Genomic DNA, 20,734 nt, shown 5'->3' on the forward strand with positions numbered 1-20,734 from the left:
AGGTGCCGCGACCTTCGCGGTCGGTGAAGAGCATGGCGGCGGCGTTCTTGCGGGCCGCGACGCAGGCGCCGCAACCGATGCACGACGCGGCGTCCAAGGGCGTGCTCGACGCGACTCCTCGGGCGACGGGAGCGCGTTGGCGTCCAACGCGGAGCACCGGTGTTCGACGGAGACGAACCGCGCCGGACGCGTGGCGGAAAGATCCAGTCGAAGGCCCAGCGGTCGACGACGAGGTCCTTCACGAGCGGGAACGCGCGCCACGGCTCGAGGGCGATCCGTCGCCATCCTAAGGAACGCGCATGTACCTGTGGCAGGCGGTGGTGCCCTTCGGGGGCTGGGGGGCTCGCCGTCGACTGACGGATTAACGAGCCGCAGATCCCCTCGCGGCAGTCGCTCTCGAAGGCGATGACGTCCTTGCCCTCGGCGGCGAGCCGCTCGTTGAGCTGGTCGAGCATCTCCAGGAACGACATGTCGCCCGGGCCGACGTCCGAGTGGCGTGGTAGTCCTCGAACTCGCTGGGCGCGGCGGCGCTTCGGGCGCCAGATCCAGACTAGACCGTGATCGTCGTGCTGCCGCGCGCTGGTCGTGGCTCCTCTGGCGACGGCTTGACGGTCTCGAACTCGGGCTGCTCCTCGTGGAGCGCGGGCTCCTGCCCCTCACCCTTCCACTCCCAGGCGGCGACGTACGCGAACTGCCGTCGTTGCGCTGCGCCTCGTTGCCCGCCTCCTGGTTCTCCGTGCGGAAGTGGCCGCCGCACGACTCCTCGCGGGTCAGCGCGTCACGGCCCAGGAGCTCCGCGAGCTCCAAGTAGTCGGCCACGCGGCCGGCCTGCTCGAGGGACTCGGCGAGGGGGTCCGCGTCGCCCGTGACGGCCGGACGTTCCAGAACTCCTCGCGAGGCTCTTCGGGACGACCTCGCCCAGGGCGGCGGTGAGGCTCTCCTTGCTGCGGGCCATGCCGCACTTGTCCCACATGATCTTCCCCAGCTCGCGGTGGAAGGAGTCGACCGGGCGTCTTGCCCTTCAGGGGGAGGAGGCTTCTTGGCCGCGCCTGGACGTCGCCGATGGCGTCCGCGAACGGCGCTGGCGCCAATCATCTCGGCAGCCCGCCGGCTTCGCGCGCCCAGGTAGCCGCCGATCGTGGCCGGGATCACGAAGTAGCCGTCGGCCAGCCCCTGCATGAGCGCGCTCGCGCCCAGCCGGTTCGCGCCGTGGTCGGAGAAGTTCGCCTCGCCGAGGACGAACAGCCCCGGGATCGTGGCCTGCAGGTCGTAGTCCACCCACAGCCCGCCCATCGTGTAGTGCGGGGCCGGGTAGATGCGCATGGGCGCCTCGTAGGCGTTCTCCCCCGTGATGCGCGAGTACATGTCGAACAGGTTCCCGTAGCGGGTGGCGATCCCGTCCTTGCCCAGCCGCTTCCTGGCGTCGGCGAAGTCCAGGTACACGCCGCGCCCGCCGGGCCCGACGCCCTTCCCCTCGTCGCAGGCCTCCTTGGCCGCGCGCGAGGCGATGTCGCGCGGGGCGAGGTTGCCGAAAGCTCGGGTACCTCCGCTCGAGGTAGTAGTCCCGCTCGGCCTCCGGGACCGCGGCCGCGCCGCGCTTGTCGGCCGGGTCCTTAGGGACCCACACCCGCCCGTCGTTCCGGAGCGACTCGCTCATCAGGCGTGAGCTTGCTCTGGTGGTCGCCCGACTGCGGGATGCAGGTGGGGTGGATCTGCGTGTAGCAGGGGTTGGCGAAGGCCGCCCCGCGCCGGTGGGCCCGCCAGATCGCGGTGGCGTTGCAGCCGCCGGCGTTCGTGGACAGGAAGAACACGTTGCTGTAGCCGCCCGTGGCCAGGACGACGGCGTGGGCCGCGTGGGCCTCGACCTTCCCCGTGGCCAGGTCGCGGACGACGACCCCGCGGGCCACGCCCTTGTCGAGGACCAGGTCGAGCATCTCGCGGCGCGTGAACATGCGCACGTTGCCGGCCGCGATCTGGCGGTTGAGCCCGGCGTAGGCCCCGAGCAGGAGCTGCTGCCCGGTCTGGCCGCGGCAGTAGAAGGTGCGCGAGACCTGCGCGCCGCCGAAGGAGCGGTTGCTGAGCGTGCCGCCGTACTCGCGCGAGAACGGCACGCCCTGCGCGACGCACTGGTCGATGATCGCCGAGCTGACCTCGGCCAGCCGGTAGACGTTCGACTCGCGGGCGCGGAAGTCGCCGCCCTTCACCGTGTCGTAGAACAGCCGGTAGACGCTGTCGCCGTCGTTCTGGTAGTTCTTCGCGGCGTTGATCCCGCCCTGGGCCGCGATGCTGTGCGCGCGGCGCGGGCTGTCGTGGAAGGTGAAGCAGTCGACCCGGTAGCCGAGCTCGCCGAGCGTGGCCGCGGCGGAGGAACCGGCGAGACCGGCACCGACGACGATGACGGTGTAGCGGCGACGGTTGTTGGGGGCGACGAGCTTGCTCTCGGCAATGTGGCGGTCCCACTTCTGCGCGAGCGGACCGGCGGGGATCTTGGCGTCGAGTCAGCCATGGGCGACGAAAGCGGTTATTTGCTTGCAGCGTCCGCAGCGGTGGCCGGGCAGCAGCTGGTGCAGCCGCCCTTCTTGACCACGCCGGCGAGCACCGAGCCCGGGATGGCCAGGCTGCCGAGCAGATAGAGGACCACGAAGACGCGGGTGACGCCCTTCAGGAAGCTGCCCCAGCGGCTGGTGCGTGTGGCACGAGCGACTGAAGGCGCTCTCGAAGCCGCACAGAGGTGGAAGCTGGAGGAGTGGTGACGGGGGCGATCATGTAGAAGATCGCGACGAGCTTCTTCTGGAAGCCGAGGACCATCATCGTGTGGACGTCGTGCACCGCCGCGCCCTTGCCGACGATCGTCAGGCCGAAGAGGTGGAAGTCCTGGTGGTCCATCACGCGTTTTCCGGTCACCGCGCGCTGGTCTTGAAGGTTCCGTCCGTCATTCACCGTGAAATGGAGTGATGTGAGGTGACGATGAACGCGGGCGATCACCAGGCCCGAGCCGATCATGTAACGAGAAGCCAGGACGCTTGGATCGTGTGGTTGACGTCGTACTTCTGCGGGCGGGCCGCCCGATTCTCGAGCGTGAGCTGGATCGCGGCCCACAGGTGGAGACAGACGATGCCGAGCAGGCTCAGGCGCACCACCCAGAGCATGGGCCCGAGGCCCTGCAGGAAGTGGGCGTAGCCGTTGATCTTGTCCGGGTGGGAGAAGATCTGGAGGGTTGCCGACGAGGTGACCGCCTGCGAAGCCGAGGAGGGCCAGGCCGGTCAGTGCCATGATGTATTTCTTCCCCAGGGAGGAGCAGAAGATATTTCGAACGAGGCTCATTGCGGGTGTGCGTTTTGGCAAAAGCGGGTGAGCGGGAACGGAAGCGCCGACGCTAGGCCCCTCACCTGGCCGGGCACCTATTAGCAAACCATCGCGGTCCGCCGCCCAGCCGCTGCCGGTGCTAAAAACCGCCCGGGCGTGAGCACTTTTCATGCGGCTCCCCGCTGGCGCGCCCCTCCCCGGCCGCTGCCCTCGCTCAGGCCTTCGAGCACCCACCCCTGAGCAGCTTGAGTGCCGCTGAACCTTCCCGCTCGAGGCGGGCGGCGGATGAGCTTCTCCCTTGCGCGACAATGTCTACCCTGCGCGCCGTCGCGCGAGCATCTGCGCGATGCCGTCGCCTACGTCCGGGGTCCGGCGCTGTGTTCGGCCACATAGTCGAACTTCCATGCGGTCTCTCCCGTCTGGATCAGGCAATAGTGCCAGCAGGCAAAATCATCGGGCAGCGCCCGGTCGATGTCGGCGGGCGACACGAGCGACCCGTCCCGCCGGAAATGCAGCCGTGGTGCCTCGTGCCTTCCCGCCCCGCGAAGAGAGTTATGGGAAGCCGCTCGGAAGCGCTGCACGACATCGCCGGTGAGGTACGCAGCAGCGGCATCGCCCGCCCGGCGGCCGCGGGGTCGTCGACCAACCTTCTGAACGCCTCGCGGAGGTCGCGAAACGACACGAGCTCGATGAACACATTGGCGTCGATCGGCCGCGAGTTGTCCGCGAAGGCGTCGCCCACCCGAATTGGGATAGCTGGCCTGCGGTGTCGAGCCCGTTAGAGGTCGCGATTCCGCGGGGCGCCGGAAGGCCTCGGCGATGCGCCGGCCATGCTCGCGGCTGGCCTTGCCGTAGGTGAGGATCACGACCTTCACGCTCGGCACGCGCACCCGGCGCTTGAGCACGGCGCGGGCGAGCAGCGAGAGGTAGATCGGCTCGCCCTCGATGACTTCCGGTCTGCGTCGCCCGCAGCCTCGAGCACGATGCGGTCCCACCTGCCTCGAGGAACACGAACGGTCGCTGTGCAGGTTGGTGTAGACGGTGTTCTCGATGAAACGCTGCGGGAATTCCAAAATCCTCGTACGGGCAGAGGTTTGCTGGAGCAGCCCACCTGCGAGGATCGCCCGCCGCCCCATGCGCTCAGGTACGGGCGATAGCGGATGCGCGGGGCGTAGGCCCGCGCCGTCTGCGCCGGCTGCCACCAGCCCGCCCATGATCACGGTCACTCGCCCCGCAGCTGCCCGTGCCGGAGGTCGACTTCGTACTCCCACTTTGCGCTGCACCTGGCGTCAGACCTCCGCGCAGTCGGCGAAGAACGCGCAGTGACCGCGCCCACGATCTCGCGTTTGGTCAGCAACGGAATCTTCAGAATAGCCGCCCAGTGCAGCCGGTCGCCGCCAGCACATGGCGCTGCGGATACAGCGGGCCGCGCCCGTAGATCGCGCGGATCTCACCTCGAGCGCGTCCGGTGAAAAACTGTTGACGGCGGTGCCGAGGGACTGGCGACGGATTCGGCGGAATGCGGGCGTGAGGGCGGCACTCATGGTAGAGGCGCCCAACAAAGGGTCCGCCCCCGCCATGTCAAACCAGCCGGCGCGACCGGGACCGGCGCACCCCCGCGAAGACGGCCACCACCGGGCAACAGCGCGCCCAGAACGAACCCGCCGGAGGGACACCGCCGTGCGTCCATTGTTTCTTCGCCGCCACGATCCGGCGGCCTGAGCCGGGAAACGATCCGCCGGCGGATCATGTCACCTATTGGTTGACATGGTCGTTCTCCCGGCCGCCACAGGATCCGCTCCCGATCAGGCGCTCACTTCATCCGACCCTCGCGCCACGCGCGCAGGTAGAACAGCGCATCGACCACCACGGCGAGTGCTTGATCTCGCCACGCCCGCCCTTGGCGACGATTTCCTGCGTCGATCGGCAGGAGGCCCTAGCTCGATCTCCTGTTCGGGTCGAATCCGCGTTCGCCCACGCCACGCAGCCCCCGACGAGCACGATGTGGCAGACATTGGCCTGGTTCGCGGGGGTCTGGTGGGCGCACTGCGCCAGCAGGCGGCGCGGAACGTCCGGCGCATGGGTCTCTTCACGCAGCTCCGCGCACGCCCGCGGCCACCGGATCTCGCCGGTCTTCGGGATCACGCCGCCCGGGATCTGAGGTGAAGTCGATGCCGAAAGGAACTGGCGACCAGGAGCATCCGGTCGTCGTCGGTGGAGGGCGTAGCACGTTGACCCAGTCGTCTGCCTCGATGATCACGGAACCTCCCCTCGCGAGCCGACTCGAGCACGGACGGGGACCCGCTCGACTTCGCGAGGACCGGGCGGGGGGAAAGCCCGCGCACCGATTCGAGAACGACCTTCTCGCTGCGGATGAGTGCAGATTGGAGGTGGGGGTCGGGGGGCGCGTATCAGCCCCGGCGACGCGAGCTGCGCGGGCGCCCCGCCCGGCCGCAGCGAAGGCGGAAGCGGGTCGGCCGCGCGCGGCCGAGGCGAGCGGGATGCCCCGACCCGAGCGCGGCCCTCGCGGAATCGACGGGGCGGTGAAGCTCCCTCCGGGTCTTCGGTATCCCGGTCAGCTCACCCAGGCGACCCCGACGCCGAGGATGTCGACTCCGGTCTTCGTCGGGACGACCTCGACCTTCTCGAAGCGGGCGGGGTCGGGCGCGGCGACCTTCGCTTCCAGCTCCTCGAGCTTCGGCCTTGGGGTCTCGATCTTCGTCTCGGCGGCGCCCTCCATCCGGCGTTTGCTGAGAACCGAGCCGACCTTGCCGACCTTGAGGCGACTTCCTCTTGCGAGAGAGGCCGCCGAGGACGTCCATCGCCGCGCCGGCCATCGAGGCCATCGTCTCCATCGAGCGGGCCTTCTCGGCCTGCTCCGGCGGTCGCGAGGTCACGACGCTTCTTCTCGATCTTCTCGACGAGAGCGGCCGAGGGCCTGGCCTTCTCGCCGACGCGGGCCGCAAAGTCGTCCTCGCCCTCGCCCGGGTTCGAGAGGAGGCCCGACAGCGGGTCCCGGATCAGGGTCGTGGCGAGAAGGTCCGGAGGCGCTCCTTCAGCGCCTCCTGCTTCCTCACCCCCTTGGGTCCCAGCCAGGAGGGAGGTCGACGTACTAGAGAGCGTCCGGGGCGCCGCCTCGAGGAGCTCCTTCCCTCGAGATCGAGGATGTCGCCCTGGACGACCTCGCGCGGCGTCGCCGCGTCGAGCGGGAAGAGCTTCGTCGTCGTGACCTCGTCCGAGGTCCCTTGCCGCTCTTGTAGCGGACCGCCGCCTTCACCCAGAGGTAGGCGTCGCCCGGTCGCCGCCGCGACGCGGTCGAGCCAGCGGGCGGGCCACTCGGACGGGAGCATGGGCGGGCCCGCTGGGGCGGCGGGCCTCGGCGGTGCGGGCGCGGCGGCGGCAACCGCCGTCGCGACGACGGATCCCGCGACGGCAGCAGCGCTCGAGGAGGCGACGGCGCCGCCTTCTTCAGCTTCGTCAGCTCGTCGCGCGTCATCGGGCCGCGCAGGTAGCTCATCGCCCAGCGCGTCTCGAAGATCTCCGGCCCCTTCCGGTGGACGTCGTGGAGAAGGAAGGTCCTCTTCTTCGTCTGGTTCAGGAGGGCGTCGACGTCCGTGAGCCCGGCGGCGTCGGTGAGGCCGTCTGCGAGGCGGCGCCGGTCGCGCTCGGTCTGGAGCGTCCCGACCCACCAGCAGCCGCAGTTCGAGAGCCCCTTGTAGTCGAGGTCGACCGGGTTCTGCGTGGCGAGGACGGTGCCGACGCCGAACGCGCGGGCCTGCTTGAGGAGCGAGAGGAGAGGCTTCTTCGTCGGCGGCTCGCCCGACGGCGGGAAGAAGCCGAAGATCTCGTCTATATAGATGAGCGCGCGCAGGGACGTGGAGCCTGGCTGCGATCGGAGCCAGGAGCGGACGCGCGAGAGGAGCGTGGCGACGACGAAGAGCCGCTCGGGGTCGGAGAGGTGCGCGATCGAGAAGATGGAGAGCTTCGCCGGCCCCGGGCCCCCGCCGAGGAGGGCGTCGATGTCGAGCGGGACGCCGCCACGGAAGGCGGACGTCGCGGGCGATGCGAGGAGGCCGTTGAGGGCGAGGACCAGGCCGTCGCGCTCCTTCTTCGGGAAGAACGTCTCGAGCGGCAGCGCGCCGATCGCCCCGAACGGCGGCTGCGCGGCCGCGCCGACGAGCGACTCGAGCGTGGCCGTCTCCCCCTTCGCCCAGATCTCCTCGACGCACCGGGCGAGGAGGATGAACTCGCGCGAGGAGACCGGGTCGGCGTCGCGCCCGAGGAGGCCGAGGAGCCCCCCCAGGAAGGCCGTCATCAGGTCGCGCCCCTCCTCGCTCTCCGGGCCGTCGGGCGGCGGGGCGAGCGCGCCGAGAAGGTCGACCTGGACTCCGCTCTTCGAGCCGGGCGTGAAGATCGTCACCTGCCGCGAGGCGGCGTACGCGGCGACGTCGGCCGCGGTGATCCCCCAGCTCGCGAGCCCCTCGCTCCACTTCTTCGCCTCGCCCTCGGGCGTCGCCTCTCCCCCGGCGGGGACCCAGGGCGCGAACTCGTCCAGGCGAGCCGCGCGGAAGGCGAGCGCGAGGTTCCCGAGGTCCCCCTTCGGGTCGATCGCCAGGACGGGAATCCCCTGCTTGAGCAGCTCCTCGATCAGGAGGATCCCCAGGGCGGTCTTGCCGCTGCCGGTCATCCCGACGATGAGGCCGTGGGTCATCAGGTCGTCCGGGTCGAGCGCGAGGGGCGCGGGTGCCTTCGTGACGGATCGTCCGAGGAACAGCTCGTTGGCCAAGGTGGGACCTCCCGCGTGGAATCGGTGCCGGAGAAGGAGTCTACCGGCCTCGCGGACATAATCGCGCCATGAACGACGGACGCAGCCCCGCCATCCGGGTCACCCTCATGCCGAAGGACACGAACGCCCACGGCACGATCTTCGGAGGCGTCCTGCTCTCGTACATCGACCTCGCCGGCGCCGTTGCCGCCCGTGCCCACTGCGACTACATGGTGACCGTGAAGATGACCGAGGTCGTCTTTCACGAGCCGGTCTTCGTCGGCGACCTCGTCTCGTTCTACTGCGAGGTGACGCGCATCGGCAGGACGTCGGTCACGATCAAGGTCACCGTCGAGGCGCAGCGCGCACGGAACCCAGGCGCCGCGGTAAAGGTGACGGAAGCCGAGGTCGTCTACGTGAACGTCGACGAGGAGCGCCGGCCGACGCCGATCACGCGGCGGGAGATGGCGGGAGCGTAGGGCCTACTCGTCCCGGCGGGGCGTGCCCCTGGTCCTCTTCACCTTCGCGTCGCGCTTCTTCGTCTCGATCCGCCGTTCCTTCGACCCGGCCGAAGGCCGCGTGGGGCGGCGCCGCTTCGGGACGACGAGCGCCTTCACGACGAGGGCACGCACCTTCTCCCGCGCCGTCTCGAGGTTCCGGTGAAAGTCCCGGCTCTCCCCGCCGTCACGCGCAGGCGCCCTTCCGCGTCGCGGCGTCCTTCGGCCAGAGCGGCGAGGCGGAGCCGCGCCCCTTCGTCGAGCCCCTCGACGAGCGCGAGGTCGACGAGCAGCTCGGCTTTCGAGGCGACCTTGTTGACGTTCTGGCCGCCGGGACCGCCGGAACGGACGCCCCGCGCCTCGAGGGCGGCGGCGTCGATGGGGTCGGGCATGGTCGAAGGTGATCGTGACACAGGCGGAGCAGGAATCGGGCGCGGAGACGGGCCGTAAGATATCGGCCGGAGACACCGAGTGGAGAGAATGGCCGCGGAATCGAGACGGGGCACCGGATGGCTTCCGGCCGCCCTCGCGGATCTTGCCGTGGCGCTCCTCGCCGTGGGAGGAGCCACGGCCCTCGTTCGGCTCATCGGCCTGAACTCGACCACGGCCGGCCTGGTCCTCCTCGTGGTCGTCCTCGGCATCGCACTCGCACGAGGGCTGCGCGCCGCGGTGATCGGCGCCTTCGCCGCGACGCTCGCCTTCAACTTCTTCTTCCTGCCGCCCCCTTCACACTTTCACGATCGCCGAGCCCGCGAACTGGGTCGCGCTCTTCTGCTTCCTGATCGTGGCGGTCGTCGTGAGCCGGCTCGTCCTCCAGGCGCGCGAGCAGGCCGCTGACGCCCTGCGGCGGCGCCGGGAGATCGAGGTCCTCTACGACCTCTCAGTCGACCTCTTCACCACCACGAATCGCGTCGGCGTCCTCGGCGAGGCCGCCGCGAGGGCCCTGCGTTCCGTTGGCGCGGGAGGCGGCGGCCTTCTCGAGAACGCCGAGGGGAGCAATCGGCCCACGGTCGTCTCCTGGTCCGGACGCGACCTGGCACCCGAGCACGAACGCCTCGTCCAGGTCGTCCTCGACCGGGGAGAGGTCGCGGAGGTGCCGGCGCCAGGCGGCGCACGCGACGTCTACTTTCCGCTCCTCGTCGGCGGGAAGGCGAGCGGCGTCCTCGTCGTGCTCGAGACGCAGGCAGGCCGGACCGTGCTCGACCCGGTCGCCCGGCTCGTCGCCCTCGCCATCGAGCGGGAACGTTTTCTCGTGGAGAACGCCCACCTCGAGGCCCTCCGCCAGAGCGAGAGCCTGAAGACCTCCCTCCTGCGCGCCGTCTCGCACGACCTGCGGAGCCCCCTCACGGCGATCGGCCTCTCGATCGAGAGCCTCCGCCGGCGGCTCGCAGGGCAGGCCGATGCGCGGACGGCGCTCGACGACCTCGCGCGAGAGAGCGGCCGGCTCGCCCGCCGGATCGACAACCTCCTCGCCCTCGCCCGCCTGGAAGCGGGCCGGAGCGTTCCACACGCCGAGCCGACCCCCCCGGCGGACCTCTTCCGGGCAGCGAGAGAAGGTCTCTCTCTCGTCCTCGTCGCGCACCCCGTGCACGTGTCGATCGCGGCCGACTGCCCCGACGCCTTCGCCGACCCGTCGCTGGTCGTCGAGGTCCTCGTCAACCTCGTCGAGAACGCGGCCCGAGCCGCACCCGACGGGACGGCCATCGAGCTGACGGCGGCCCGGCACCCGGTCGAGCCCCGCCTCGTCCGTCTCGAGGTCGCCGACCGGGGCCCCGGTTTCGCCCCGGAGGCCCTTTCCGGAGCGGAAGGGGACATCGCCGACGGCGGCCGAAGGGGCCTGGGCCTCGAGATCGCGCGCGGCCCCGCCGTCGCGAACGGCGGCGACCTGTCGCTGCATCCGCGCACCGGCGGCGGGACGATCGCCCGGGTAGACCTGCCGGCCGCAATGCCGGTTGAAGGAGTGGAGACGTGATCCGGACGAGCGCCTGCATCCTCGTCGTCGAGGACGATCCCACGATCCGCAGGGGTCTCGCCGCCGAGCTGACCGAAGCGGGCTACGAGGTCCTCGAGGCGCCGGAGGGCCGCCAGGGCCTCGCGCTCTTCGAACAGGGGGCGCCGGACCTCGTCCTCACCGACCTCGCCATGCCCGTCGCCGACGGATTCGAGCTGATTCGCGGGATCCGCAGGATGGGAGCGACGCCCATCGTCGTCCTCTCCGTCCGCGGCGCGGACGTCGACAAGATCCGCGCCCTCGATTTGGGCGCCGACGACTTCGTCACCAAGCCCTTCTCCGTCCCGGAGCTCCTCGCCCGCCTCCGCGCCCAGCTTCGGAGGAGCGGCGTCGCTCCCGCCCCGGACCGTCCTCGAGTTCGACGGCCTCTCGATCGACCTCGAGCGGCGGCGCGTCGTCCAGGGGGCACGCGAGGTGAAGCTCACGCCGACCGAGTTCGCCATTCTCGAGCTCCTCGCGACGAACGCCGGCAAGCCCGTGACGACAGCCCGGATCATCTCGCGCGTCTGGAGGGGGGCACCGGGAACGACGGTCGACGTCGTGCGCGTCCACGTCGGCTCGATGCGGAAGAAGGTCGAGCCCGACCCGGCCACGCCGCGCTACGTCGTCACCGAACCGTGGGTCGGCTACAGGTTCGTCGCCGAGCCGCTCCCGGACTGACGGTCTCCCTCAGACCTCCGACTGGATGGGCATGATCACCGAGTGCATTCCCTCCATCTGGAGGCGTCGCTGCAGGGCGAACGGCGTCTGGTTGTGGAGGAGGCGGTTCAGGGCGTTCTCCTGGGGGAAGACGAGCTTCGACATGAAGAAGATCGGCCGGTCCCAGTCGCCCTTGACCTTCAGGCAGAGGTCGACGAGCTCGTCGAGGAGGTCCGTGCCGACGGAGAGGTGGTGTTCCGCAGCCAGGCCGTTCCCGCGCGCGAAGTCGACGTAGCGGACGAGGTCCCGCTCGGTCTCCTTCCGGAGGTTCTCGAGCTCGCGCGTCCCCTTGAAGCTGGCCGAGTCGACGACGCCGACCGACAGGAAGATGCAGTGCTTGAAGTAGCCCGGGAAGTAGCGCTGGACGTTCAGGAAGGAGTGCATCCCGAGGCCGTTGAAACCGGAGACGAGAAAGACGGCCGTCGGCGTTCCGCGTTTCGGCGGCTCGATCCTCGGGAACGAGCCGGAGTCGCGCGGCTTCGGCGGCTTGAGGGTCGTCAGGACGTCGTCCGTCCGCTTCAGCAGCAGCCGGAGCGAGCGGTAGTGCCGCCGCACGAGGACGCAGAGCCCCACGACGGAACCCGTGATCAGGACCGTCACCCAGCCTCCCGCGCGGAACTTCATGAGCACGGTGGCCGCCAGGAGAGTGGCCGTGAGCGAAAGGCCGAGGCCGTTGATCGCGAGGTGGCGCTTCCACGCCGGGTCCTCGCGCCTCACCTTCCACCAGTGGACGCACATGCCGAGCTGCGAGAGGCTGAAGGTGAGGAAGACGTTGATCGAGTACATGACGACGATCACGTCGATCGACCCGCCCGTGTAGAGAAGGATCCCGATGGCGGCTCCCCCCATGACGAGGATCCCGTTCTGCGTCACGAGCCGGTCCGAGAGCAGGCTGAACCGGTGCGGGACCCACGAGTCGATCGCCATGTTCGACAGGACCCGGGGCCCGTCGAGGAAGCCGGCCTGGGCCCCGACGAAGAGGAGCGCTCCCTCGGCAACGAGCGTCAGGAGGAGGAATCCGCCCGCGAGCGAGCCCGGCCCGAGCGCTTCGGTCGCCAGCTTCTCCGTCAGGACCGCGTTGAGCGTCCGGCCCGGAACGCGGTGCACTCCGGCGAGGAGGTAGCAGAGGATCAGGCCTCCCGCCGTGAGGGAGAGGGAGACCGCCATGTAGAGCATCGTCCGGCGGCCCGTCTGGACGCGCGGCTCCTTCAGGATCTGGAGCCCGTTCGAGATCGCCTCGATTCCCGTGTAGGTCCCGCCGCCCATCGAGAAGGCTCGGAGGAGGAGGGCCAGCGTTCCGAAAGCCCCGAGCGCGGTCCACGTCTCGCGGGTCTCCCGGGCCGTCGCCGCAACGACCTCGGGCATCGCCGAGGCGTGGCCGCCGATTCCGAAGGCGATGAGGAGGACGTGCGTCACCAGGAAGAGGAGAAAGATGGGAACCAGGACGAGGACGGATTCCTTCACCCCTCGAAGGTTCAGGATGATGAGGAAGGTCACGAGGATCAGCGCGAGGACGAGCTGCTCCTTCTGCGTCACGACCCTCGGCGCGAGGGAGCAGAGGGCTGCGACCGAAGCCGCCACCTGCATCGCGATCGTCATCGCGTAGTCGACGACGAGGGCCGAGCCCGACACGACGCCCGCCCCCTTCCCGAGGAGGCTCGTCGCGACGAGGTAGCCGCCGCCGCCGGAGGGGAAGAGAGAAATGATCTGGGCGTACGACGCGGAGATGACGGCGATCGTCACCGTCATGGCGATCGCGAGGAACACCGCGAGGTGGCTGTGCTCCCCCAGGGTGATGAACGCCTCTTCCGGGCCGTAGCAGGACGAGGAGAGTCCGTCCGCCCCGAGACCGACCCAGGCGAGGAAGGCTGCGAGGGAGAGGTGGTGGAAGACCCTTGGGTCGAGGGGGTCGCGGCTCTTTCCGATGACGAGTCGCCGGGCGGCCTGGAGGATCGACATGTCCAGCCGTCCACTCTATCGGCCGGGTGAGGCCTCACGGAAGGGCTCCGGACCCTCCGGTGGCCGCCGACGGGTCGATCTTTAGCCTTTCTTTAGGTCTGCTCGGAGCCTCGTCGCCTCGCGCGGGCTCCTCGGGCCGCGGCCCTCTCTTTCGGCTTTCTTTCGCCCCCTTCCGGACTTCTTGACGCGCGCAGGGCACCTTCCCCATCGGAAGGAGTCCCCATGCACCCTCCTCGTCCTCCTCGCCGTCTAGCGGTCCTGTTTCGTCGTCGAATCTTCCGGGACCAAGCCGGGCGACCCGCTTTGAGACCGGCCCCATGGCAGATGACGGACGCCCTTCTCGTCCTCGCGACGCTCCTGCTCGGGGGGCTTGCGCTTCTCTACGTCCGCGGCTGCGCTGCCCTTCTCCCGGAGAACCGCGATGAGCGCTGAGTCCGCCCTCGGTCTCGCCGTGTCGGCACTGGCGCTCGCCTATCTCCTCTACGCGCTCCTGAAACCGGAGAGGCTCTGAAGTGACCACCCTCGCATTCCTCAAGATCGCGGCCTACTTCGTCCTCGTCCTCGCCGTGACGAAGCCCCTCGGCCTCTACATGCGCCGGGTCTTCTCGGGGGAAAAGACGTTCCTCGACCCCGTCCTCGGGCCCCTCGAGCGCCTCGTGTACCGCCTGGGCGGCGTCGAGGCGAGGAAGGAGCAGGACTGGAAGGCGTACGCCTCCTCCCTGCTCGTCTTCTCCGTCCTCGGCGTCCTCGGCGTCTACGCCGTCGAGCGGCTCCAGGGCCTCCTGCCGCTGAACCCCGACCGCCTCCCCGCCGTGCCGCCCGCCCTCGCCTGGAACACGGCGATCTCCTTCGTCACGAACACGAACTGGCAGGCGTACGTGGGCGAGGCGACGATGTCGCACCTGACCCAGATGGCGGCGCTCGCCCTCCACAACTTCCTCTCGGCAGCGGCCGGCATCGCCATCGCGGTCGCGGTGATCCGGGGGATCGCCCGCGCCGAGTCGAAGACCATTGGCAACTTCTGGGTCGACCTGACCCGCTCGACCCTCTGGGTCCTTCTTCCCATCTCGCTCGTCGCCGCGGTCGTCCTGATGTCCCAGGGCGTCGTCCAGAGCTTCTCGGCTTCGGCGAAGGTCACGACGCTCGACGGCGCGACGCAGACGATCCCGCTCGGCCCGGTCGCCTCCCAGGAGGCGATCAAGGAGCTCGGGACGAACGGCGGAGTCACGACCTGGGCCGAGACCCGGGGCAACCCGATCCATCAGGCCGCCGGGATCGACGCCGCAGCCGGGAACATGGAAGGGCAAGGAGGTCCGCTTCGGGGCGGGCGACACCGCCCTCTTCGCCACGATCACGACGGCCGCGTCGTGCGGCGCCGTGAACGGGATGCACGATTCCTTCACGCCCCTGGGCGGCCTCGTCCCGCTCGTCAACATCCAGCTCGGCGAGGTGATCTTCGGCGGCGTCGGCGCGGGCCTCTACGGCGTCTTCGTCTTCGTCGTCCTCTCGGTCTTCATTGCCGGCCTGATGGTGGGCCGGACGCCCGAGTACCTCGGCAAGAAGATCGAAGGGGCGGAGGTGAAGCTCGCGATGCTCGCCGTCCTCGTCCTGACGTTCTGCATCCTGGTCGGGACGGCGGCCGCCGTCACGACGAAGGCCGGCCTTTCCAGCCTCGCGAACGCCGGCCCCCACGGCCTCTCGGAGGCCCTCTACGCCTTCACGAGCGCGGCCGGCAACAACGGCAGCGCCTTCGCGGGGCTCAACGCGAACACGGACTTCTACAACGTCCTTCTCGGCCTCGCGATGTTCTTCGGGCGGTTCCTGATGATCGTCCCGATCCTCGGGATGGCCGGGTCGCTCGCGGCGAAGAAGAGGCAGGCGGAGTCGGCCGGGACCTTTCCCGTCGACGGCCCTCTCTTCACCCTCCTCCTCGCCGGCGTGATCCTCGTCGTCGGGGCTCTCACCTTCTTCCCCGTCCTCTCCCTCGGTCCGGTCGTCGAGCACCTGCTGATGGCCGCGGGCCGGACGTTCTGAGGCGGAACCGATGACCAAGCCCTCCGAGATCAAGCTGCTCGACCGCGCCCTCCTCACCCGGGCCGCGGCCGACTCCTTCCGCAAGCTCCACCCGCGCCACACGGCGAGAAACCCCGTCATGTTCGTCGTCGAGGCTGGCGCCGTCCTCGCGACGCTCGCCCTCCTCGGGGTCGGGACGCGCGGGTCCCTCTCCTTCCAGCTCCAGGTCGTCCTCTGGCTCTGGGCGACGGTCCTCTTCGCGAACTTCGCCGAGGCGGTCGCCGAGGGGCGCGGAAAAGCCCAGGCCGATTCGCTCCGCCGGACGAAGACGGACTCCGTCGCGCGGCGCCTCGTCGGCCCCGAACGGCGCGAAGAGAGCATCCCCTCCTCCACGCTCCGCAAGGGCGACCTCGTCGTCGTCGAGGTGAACCAGCTGATCCCGGGCGACGGGACCGTCGTCGAGGGGATCGCGTCGGTCGACGAATCCGCCATCACCGGCGAATCGGCTCCGGTGATCCGGGAGGCGGGAGGCGACCGTTCGGCGGTCACCGGCGGGACGAAGGTCCTCTCCGACCGGATCGTCGTCGAGATCACCTCCGAGCCCGGCTCGACCTTCCTCGACCGGATGATCAAGCTCGTCGAGGGCGCCGAGCGGCAGAAGACGCCGAACGAGATCGCCCTCGACATCCTCCTCGCGGGCCTGACGATCGTCTTCCTCTTCGCGACGATCACCCTGCGCCCCTTCGCCCTCTACTCGGGGAGCGACCTTTCGCCGACCGTCCTCGTGGCGCTCCTCGTCTGCCTCATCCCGACGACGATCGGCGGCCTCCTCTCGGCCATCGGCATCGCGGGGATGGACCGCGTCCTCCGGCACAACGTCCTCGCGATGTCGGGCCGGGCCGTCGAGGCCTCGGGCGACGTGAACGTCCTCCTCCTCGACAAGACCGGGACGATCACGCTCGGCAACCGCCAGGCGGCCGGTTTCCTCCCGGCCCCAGGCGTCGACGCCCGCGAGCTGGCCGAGCTGGCCCAGCTCGCCTCGCTCGCCGACGAGACGCCCGAGGGGCGCTCGATCGTCATCCTCGCCAAGGAGAGACACGGAATCCGGGGCCGCGAGCTGCGCGACCTGCACGCCCACTTCGTCCCGTTCACCGCCCGGACGCGGATGTCGGGCCTCGACTTCGAAGGGGGGCGGAAGGTGCGGAAGGGAGCGGCCGACACGGTCGACGCGTTCGTGAGAGCCGCGGGCGGGAGCTTCCCCGAGGAGGTCCGCCGCGACGTCGCCCGGATCGCCGGCGAGGGGGGACGCCCCTCGTCGTCACCGACGGCGGGAAGGTCGCCGGGACGATCTATCTCAAGGACGTCGTCAAGGGCGGGATGAAGGAACGGTTCGACCGCCTCCGGGCGATGGGGATCCGGACCGTGATGATCACGGGCGACAACCCTCTCACTGCCGCGAGCATCGCGCGCGAGGCCGGCGTCGACGACTTCCTCGCCGAGGCGACGCCCGAGGACAAGCTCGCCCTGATCCGCAAGGAGCAGGCGAACGGGAACCTCGTGGCGATGACCGGCGACGGGACGAACGACGCGCCCGCGCTCGCCCAGGCCGACGTCGGGATGGCGATGAACACCGGGACCCAGGCGGCGAAGGAAGCCGGGAACATGGTGGACCTCGACTCGAACCCGACGAAGCTCATCGAGGTCGTCGAGATCGGCAAGCAGCTCCTGATGACGCGGGGCGCGCTGACGACCTTCTCCATCTCGAACGACGTGGCGAAGTACTTCGCGATCCTCCCCGCTCTCTTCGTCGCGACCTTTCCCCAGCTCCAGGCTCTCAACGTGATGAAGCTCGCGACGCCCGAGAGCGCGATCCTCTCGGCCGTCATCTTCAACGCGCTCATCATCGTCGCCCTGATCCCGCTCGCGCTCCGGGGGGTCTCGTACCGGCCCCTCGGCGCGGGACGAATCCTCCGCCGCAACCTCCTGATCTACGGCCTGGGTGGCCTCGCCGCCCCCTTCGTCGGGATCAAGCTGATCGACCTCCTCCTCGTCGCCCTGAAGCTCGCCTGATGTATCTGCCGTGAAAGATCACGTCTTCGTCTCCGTCCGCCTCCTCGTCGTCTTCACGCTTCTCCTCGGCTTCGGCTACCCCGCCACCGTCTGGGCCGTCGGCCGCCTTGCGTTCCCGGGCGCCGCGGGCGGATCGTTCGTCGCACGCGACGGGAAGGTCGTCGGCTCCTCGCTTATCGGCCAGGCCGTGACCTCCCCGGGGCTCTTCCGGACGCGCCCGTCCGCGGCCGGCAGCGGCTACGACGCCGCCGTTTCGTCGGGCTCGAATCTCGGCCCGACTTCGAAGGCTCTCGCCGACCGGGTAACCGCGGAGGTCGCGAAGGCGCGCGCGGAGAACCCCGCTACGAAGGGACCGGTCCCGGCCGACGCCGTCACGGCGTCAGGCTCGGGTCTCGACCCGCACGTCTCTCCCGAGTTCGCGCTCTGGCAGGTGCCGCGCGTCGCGAAAGAGACCGGGATCCCCGCGGCCGACCTCGAGGCCATGGTCGCGCGCCGCACCGAAGGCCGCTTCCTCGGGCTCTTCGGCGAGCCGCGGGTGAACGTCCTGCTTCTGAACCTCGAAGTGAGGGAGAGCTCCAAGACCATTCCGCGACCGTGACGCCCCGATAATCGAGATCGTGCCGAGAGCCACCGACGACCGACGCCCCGACCCCGAGGCTTTTCTCCGAAAAGCGTCGCGGGACGCCCGCCTCGGGAAGCTCAAGGTCTACCTCGGGATGGCGGCCGGCGTCGGCAAGACCTACAAGATGCTCGACGACGCCCACGGCCTGAGGCGCCACGGGACCGACGTCGTCATCGGATACGTCGAGACGCATGGAAGGTCGGAGACCGAAGCCCGGATCGGTGACCTGGAGGTCGTCCCGCGCAAGCAGGTCAGCTACCAGGGGGTCGTTCTCCCCAGGAGATGGACGTCGACGCCATCCTGAGGCGACGTCCGGACGCCGTCGTCGTCGACGAGCTGGCCCACACGAACGCCCCGGGCAGCCGGAACGAGAAGCGCTGGAAGGACGTGGAGGAGATCCTCGCAGCGGGCATCTCGGTGATGGCTGCCGTGAACGTCCAGCACCTCGAGGGGGTCCAGGACGTCGTCGGCTCCGTCACCGGGATCGAGGTTCGGGAGCGCCTTCCAGACCGCATCGTCAGGGACGCCGACGCCCTCGTCGTCGTCGACCTTCCCGTCGAGGAGCTGAGGGAGCGGATTCGCGTCGGCAAGGTCTATACGGCCGAGAAGGCGGAGCAGGCCCTCTCGAGCTTCTTCACCGAAGAGAAGCTCACGCGCCTCAGGGAGCTGACGCTCTTCCAGACGGCGGACCACATCGAGGCCGACGCCCACGACAGCGGCACGCTCGAGGCGCCGGCGCCCCAGGCCCGCGTCGCCGTCGCGATCCCCTCGCCCCGGAAATCGCGAGAAAGTTGATCCTCCGCGCCTCCCGGACGGCGGGCCGGATGAACACGCGGTGGTTCGCCCTCCACGTGCGGCGTTCGCGCGAGCGCCCCGAGCGTCTCTCGGCGCGCCAGCACAGGGCGCTCACCGAGAACGTCGAGCTCGCAATGACGCTCGGTGCGACCGTCGTCGTGAGGGAGGCGGAAGACGTGGCCGCCGAGATCGTCCGCTTCGTCCGCGAGGAGAACGTCGCCGTCCTGATCGTCGGCCCCCCGTCGCGTCGCGGCCTCTTCGCGCGCCTCTTCCCCGGAATCGTCGACCGCCTCCTCTCCCGGGCGGACGGCTTCGACCTCCTCGTCGCCGACGCCGGAGGCGACGACGAGCCTTGAGAGCGGCCCCTCTGCGATGATCCGCGCGTGAGCGGACGCGTCGTCTACTCGAGCGACAAGGGGCGGGTCTGCCCGACGTGCGGCTGGCCGGCGAACGACTGCCGCTGCTCGAGGAAGCTCGACGAGCCGGTGCCTGCGAAGGTGACGGCGAAGCTGCGGATCGAGAAGAAGGGGCGCGGCGGGAAGAGCGTGACGGGCGTCGACGCGCTCCCGGACAACGGGCCCTTCCGCGAGGGGCGCGCAAAGGCGCGGAGGAAGTCGTGCGCGGTGGGCGGCACGGTGAAGCCCGGGGCCATCGAGCTTGCGGGGACGTGAGGGACAGGGTCCGCCCGCTTCTGGCGGCACGCGGTTTCGTGGTCAAGGGCTGACGGCCGCGCCGGCGAGAAACGACTTCGCCGCGCCGTCGCCCGCCGTTCTCCCCGTCGCCCAGGCCCACTGGAAGTTGAAGCCGCCGATGGGGCCGGTGGCGTCGAGGATCTCCCCGGCGAGGAAGAGACCGGGAACGAGCCGGCTCGCGCCGCTGCCGGGGTCGACTTCTTCGAGCGCCACGCCGCCGGCCGTCACCTCCGCGGTCCGATAGCCCTCGGTCCCCTCGACCGGCAGCGGGAGCGCGGTGAGCGCGCGGACGACCTCGCGCCGCGCCTCGCGCGTGAGGCGGTGGAGCGGCACGTCGCCCGCAACGCCCGCCTCGCCGAGGACGAGGGCGGCGACGCGATCCGGCAGCGATCGCCGGAGGACGCCCAGGACGGAGCCGGAGCCGGGGTGGGCTCGAAGAGCCGCCTCCCACTCCTCGGCGTTCCAGCCGAACGACACCGTCACGGCGAAGGGCCGCCCTTCGGCGAGCGCCCGCGAGGCGACGTGCGACACGTCGAGGACGGCCGGGCCGCTCCAGCCCTTGTGCGTGAAGAGGAACCCGCCGCGGGTCGTGACCGACTCGCCGCTGCTCGTGGCAGTGACGGCGACCTCGAGAGAGACCCCGGAGAGCGCCGCGTGGGCGGGCGATGAGCCCGTGAGCGGAACGAGGGCGGGACAGAGAGGCCGAATCGTGTGACCGAAGGAAGCGGCCCAATCGAACCCGGCCGCGTCCGCCCCGCCGGCGAGCACCGAGCGGCCCCCGGTGGCGAGAACGAGGCGAGAGGCGGCGAGCGCGTCCCCGTCGAGGCGGACGTCGAAGCCGCCGCCCCCCCCGCGCGAAACCTCCCGCACGGGCATCGAAGTCCGCACCTCGGCTCCGGCAGCCCGCGCGTGCGCCACGAGGGCGTCGCGCACGTCCCTGGCGCGGTTCGACGGCGGGTAGAGCTTCGCCGACTCCGCCTCCTCCCGGAGGGGCCCTCCGAGGATCTCCTCGAAGAAGGCGCGCTGCCCGGCGAGCGGGAAGCGATCGAGGCAGCGGTCGACGAGCCGGCGCGGCGAGGAGGAGACGAAACGCGCTCGCGCCTCGCGCAGGGGGAGGACGTTGCAGTGGCCGCCGCCGGAGACCAGGATCTTCCTCCCCGGCTCGCGCGCCGCCTCGAGAACGACGACCGGCGCGGCGCTCGCCGCTTCGCGCAGGCGGGCCGCAGCCGACGCGGCGGCGAGAAGCCCCGCGGCCCCGCCGCCGACGATCACGATCCCCGCCTCCATCGCGGAGATAATGCAGCC

20 protein-coding genes and 4 pseudogenes are annotated in these 20,734 nt (G+C 70.2%); 13 read left to right on the forward strand and 11 right to left on the reverse strand.

The features are described 5' to 3' along the window. The 7 genes and pseudogenes from IPN03_15655 to IPN03_15685 all read right to left on the reverse strand — a co-directional run. Positions 1-470: hypothetical protein (locus IPN03_15655; GenBank protein MBK9375110.1), on the reverse strand; the 470-nt coding region annotated here is incomplete at its 3' end. Between the two features lie 80 nt (positions 471-550). Further along, positions 551-2,486: pseudogene (locus IPN03_15660) on the reverse strand (fumarate reductase/succinate dehydrogenase flavoprotein subunit). Positions 2,487-2,661: 175 nt separating this feature from the next. Then, positions 2,662-2,904 (reverse strand): hypothetical protein, encoded by a 243-nt coding sequence (locus IPN03_15665; protein MBK9375111.1) that lies wholly within the window; start codon positions 2,902-2,904, stop codon positions 2,662-2,664. 95 nt (positions 2,905-2,999) lie between these two features. Next, entirely contained in the window at positions 3,000-3,137 is a 138-nt protein-coding gene (locus tag IPN03_15670) for a hypothetical protein (GenBank protein MBK9375112.1), read from the reverse strand. Between the two features lie 525 nt (positions 3,138-3,662). Next, positions 3,663-4,532 (reverse strand): hypothetical protein, encoded by an 870-nt coding sequence (locus IPN03_15675; GenBank protein MBK9375113.1) that lies wholly within the window; start codon positions 4,530-4,532, stop codon positions 3,663-3,665. Positions 4,533-5,881: 1,349 nt separating this feature from the next. Further along, complete coding sequence (locus IPN03_15680) at positions 5,882-6,046, reverse strand: hypothetical protein (protein MBK9375114.1); 165 nt, start codon at positions 6,044-6,046, stop codon at positions 5,882-5,884. A gap of 372 nt (positions 6,047-6,418) precedes the next feature. Continuing rightward, complete coding sequence (locus IPN03_15685) at positions 6,419-8,092, reverse strand: DUF853 family protein (protein ID MBK9375115.1); 1,674 nt, start codon at positions 8,090-8,092, stop codon at positions 6,419-6,421. Between the two features lie 68 nt (positions 8,093-8,160). On the opposite strand from IPN03_15685, the gene IPN03_15690 reads away from it, so the two are divergent. After that, positions 8,161-8,550 (forward strand): acyl-CoA thioesterase, encoded by a 390-nt coding sequence (locus IPN03_15690; protein ID MBK9375116.1) that lies wholly within the window; start codon positions 8,161-8,163, stop codon positions 8,548-8,550. 3 nt (positions 8,551-8,553) lie between these two features. Here IPN03_15690 and IPN03_15695 read toward each other — a convergent pair whose 3' ends face one another. Continuing rightward, a complete protein-coding gene (locus IPN03_15695; protein ID MBK9375117.1) occupies positions 8,554-8,703 on the reverse strand; it encodes a hypothetical protein in 150 nt (49 codons plus the stop codon). Beyond that, positions 8,685-8,960, reverse strand: a complete 276-nt coding sequence (locus IPN03_15700) for a hypothetical protein (protein MBK9375118.1) — start codon at positions 8,958-8,960, stop codon at positions 8,685-8,687. Before IPN03_15700 ends, IPN03_15695 begins: the two co-directional genes overlap by 19 nt. A 148-nt stretch (positions 8,961-9,108) precedes the next feature. Here IPN03_15700 and IPN03_15705 point away from each other — a divergent pair, with 148 nt between their 5' ends. The 4 genes and pseudogenes from IPN03_15705 (at position 9,109) to IPN03_15720 (ending at position 11,239) form a co-directional block, all read left to right on the forward strand. After that, entirely contained in the window at positions 9,109-9,405 is a 297-nt protein-coding gene (locus IPN03_15705) for a DUF4118 domain-containing protein (protein MBK9375119.1), read from the forward strand. Further along, a complete protein-coding gene (locus IPN03_15710; protein MBK9375120.1) occupies positions 9,365-10,540 on the forward strand; it encodes a hypothetical protein in 1,176 nt (391 codons plus the stop codon). The genes IPN03_15705 and IPN03_15710 overlap by 41 nt, the downstream gene beginning before the upstream one ends. Further along, positions 10,537-10,884 (forward strand): annotated as a pseudogene (locus tag IPN03_15715) (response regulator). The gene IPN03_15710 and the pseudogene IPN03_15715 overlap by 4 nt, the downstream one beginning before the upstream one ends. Positions 10,885-10,993: 109 nt before the next feature. Further along, positions 10,994-11,239 carry a winged helix-turn-helix domain-containing protein gene (locus IPN03_15720; GenBank protein ID MBK9375121.1) on the forward strand — a complete coding sequence of 82 codons (246 nt, stop codon included), beginning with the start codon at positions 10,994-10,996 and terminating at the stop codon, positions 11,237-11,239. A gap of 9 nt (positions 11,240-11,248) precedes the next feature. Here the strand turns inward: IPN03_15720 and IPN03_15725 are convergent, their stop codons facing one another. Then, positions 11,249-13,237: an APC family permease gene (locus IPN03_15725; protein ID MBK9375122.1), complete on the reverse strand. Its 1,989-nt coding sequence runs from the start codon at positions 13,235-13,237 to the stop codon at positions 11,249-11,251. 421 nt (positions 13,238-13,658) lie between these two features. Between IPN03_15725 and IPN03_15730 the strand changes: the two genes are divergently transcribed. The 8 genes and pseudogenes from IPN03_15730 to IPN03_15765 all read left to right on the forward strand — a co-directional run bounded on the left by IPN03_15730 (position 13,659) and on the right by IPN03_15765 (position 19,408). Beyond that, complete coding sequence (locus IPN03_15730) at positions 13,659-13,748, forward strand: potassium-transporting ATPase subunit F (GenBank protein ID MBK9375123.1); 90 nt, start codon at positions 13,659-13,661, stop codon at positions 13,746-13,748. A 1-nt stretch (position 13,749) separates the two neighbouring features. Continuing rightward, positions 13,750-15,271, forward strand: a pseudogene (locus IPN03_15735) (potassium-transporting ATPase subunit KdpA). A 10-nt stretch (positions 15,272-15,281) separates the two neighbouring features. Then, positions 15,282-17,320: pseudogene (gene kdpB, locus IPN03_15740) on the forward strand (potassium-transporting ATPase subunit KdpB). A gap of 10 nt (positions 17,321-17,330) precedes the next feature. Then, complete coding sequence (gene kdpC / locus IPN03_15745) at positions 17,331-17,918, forward strand: potassium-transporting ATPase subunit KdpC (GenBank protein MBK9375124.1); 588 nt, start codon at positions 17,331-17,333, stop codon at positions 17,916-17,918. A 19-nt stretch (positions 17,919-17,937) separates the two neighbouring features. Then, positions 17,938-18,246 (forward strand): hypothetical protein, encoded by a 309-nt coding sequence (locus IPN03_15750; GenBank protein ID MBK9375125.1) that lies wholly within the window; start codon positions 17,938-17,940, stop codon positions 18,244-18,246. After that, positions 18,225-18,737: a hypothetical protein gene (locus IPN03_15755; GenBank protein ID MBK9375126.1), complete on the forward strand. Its 513-nt coding sequence runs from the start codon at positions 18,225-18,227 to the stop codon at positions 18,735-18,737. Before IPN03_15750 ends, IPN03_15755 begins: the two co-directional genes overlap by 22 nt. Continuing rightward, positions 18,734-19,093 (forward strand): universal stress protein, encoded by a 360-nt coding sequence (locus IPN03_15760; protein ID MBK9375127.1) that lies wholly within the window; start codon positions 18,734-18,736, stop codon positions 19,091-19,093. The genes IPN03_15755 and IPN03_15760 overlap by 4 nt, the downstream gene beginning before the upstream one ends. Positions 19,094-19,120: 27 nt before the next feature. Further along, positions 19,121-19,408 (forward strand): stress response translation initiation inhibitor YciH, encoded by a 288-nt coding sequence (locus tag IPN03_15765; GenBank protein ID MBK9375128.1) that lies wholly within the window; start codon positions 19,121-19,123, stop codon positions 19,406-19,408. Positions 19,409-19,450: 42 nt separating this feature from the next. On the opposite strand, the gene IPN03_15770 is transcribed toward IPN03_15765, so the two are convergent. Beyond that, positions 19,451-20,716, reverse strand: coding sequence for an aminoacetone oxidase family FAD-binding enzyme (locus IPN03_15770; protein ID MBK9375129.1), 1,266 nt, complete (start codon positions 20,714-20,716; stop codon positions 19,451-19,453). Positions 20,717-20,734 lie beyond the last annotated feature (18 nt).

This window comes from Holophagales bacterium, from assembly GCA_016719485.1.
Taxonomy (GTDB): domain Bacteria; phylum Acidobacteriota; class Thermoanaerobaculia; order UBA5066; family UBA5066; genus UBA5066.

What these genes read in the sequence shown, in the direction of transcription:
- IPN03_15755 (MBK9375126.1), top strand. Translation starts at nt 18,225, where the DNA reads ATGGACGTCGACGCCATCCTGAGGCGACGTCCGGACGCCGTCGTCGTC.
- IPN03_15690 (MBK9375116.1), top strand. Translation starts at nt 8,161, where the DNA reads ATGAACGACGGACGCAGCCCCGCCATCCGGGTCACCCTCATGCCGAAG.
- IPN03_15725 (MBK9375122.1), bottom strand. Translation starts at nt 13,237, where the DNA reads ATGTCGATCCTCCAGGCCGCCCGGCGACTCGTCATCGGAAAGAGCCGC.
- IPN03_15770 (MBK9375129.1), bottom strand. Translation starts at nt 20,716, where the DNA reads ATGGAGGCGGGGATCGTGATCGTCGGCGGCGGGGCCGCGGGGCTTCTC.
- IPN03_15700 (MBK9375118.1), bottom strand. Translation starts at nt 8,960, where the DNA reads ATGCCCGACCCCATCGACGCCGCCGCCCTCGAGGCGCGGGGCGTCCGT.
- IPN03_15680 (MBK9375114.1), bottom strand. Translation starts at nt 6,046, where the DNA reads ATGGAGGGCGCCGCCGAGACGAAGATCGAGACCCCAAGGCCGAAGCTC.
- IPN03_15730 (MBK9375123.1), top strand. Translation starts at nt 13,659, where the DNA reads ATGAGCGCTGAGTCCGCCCTCGGTCTCGCCGTGTCGGCACTGGCGCTC.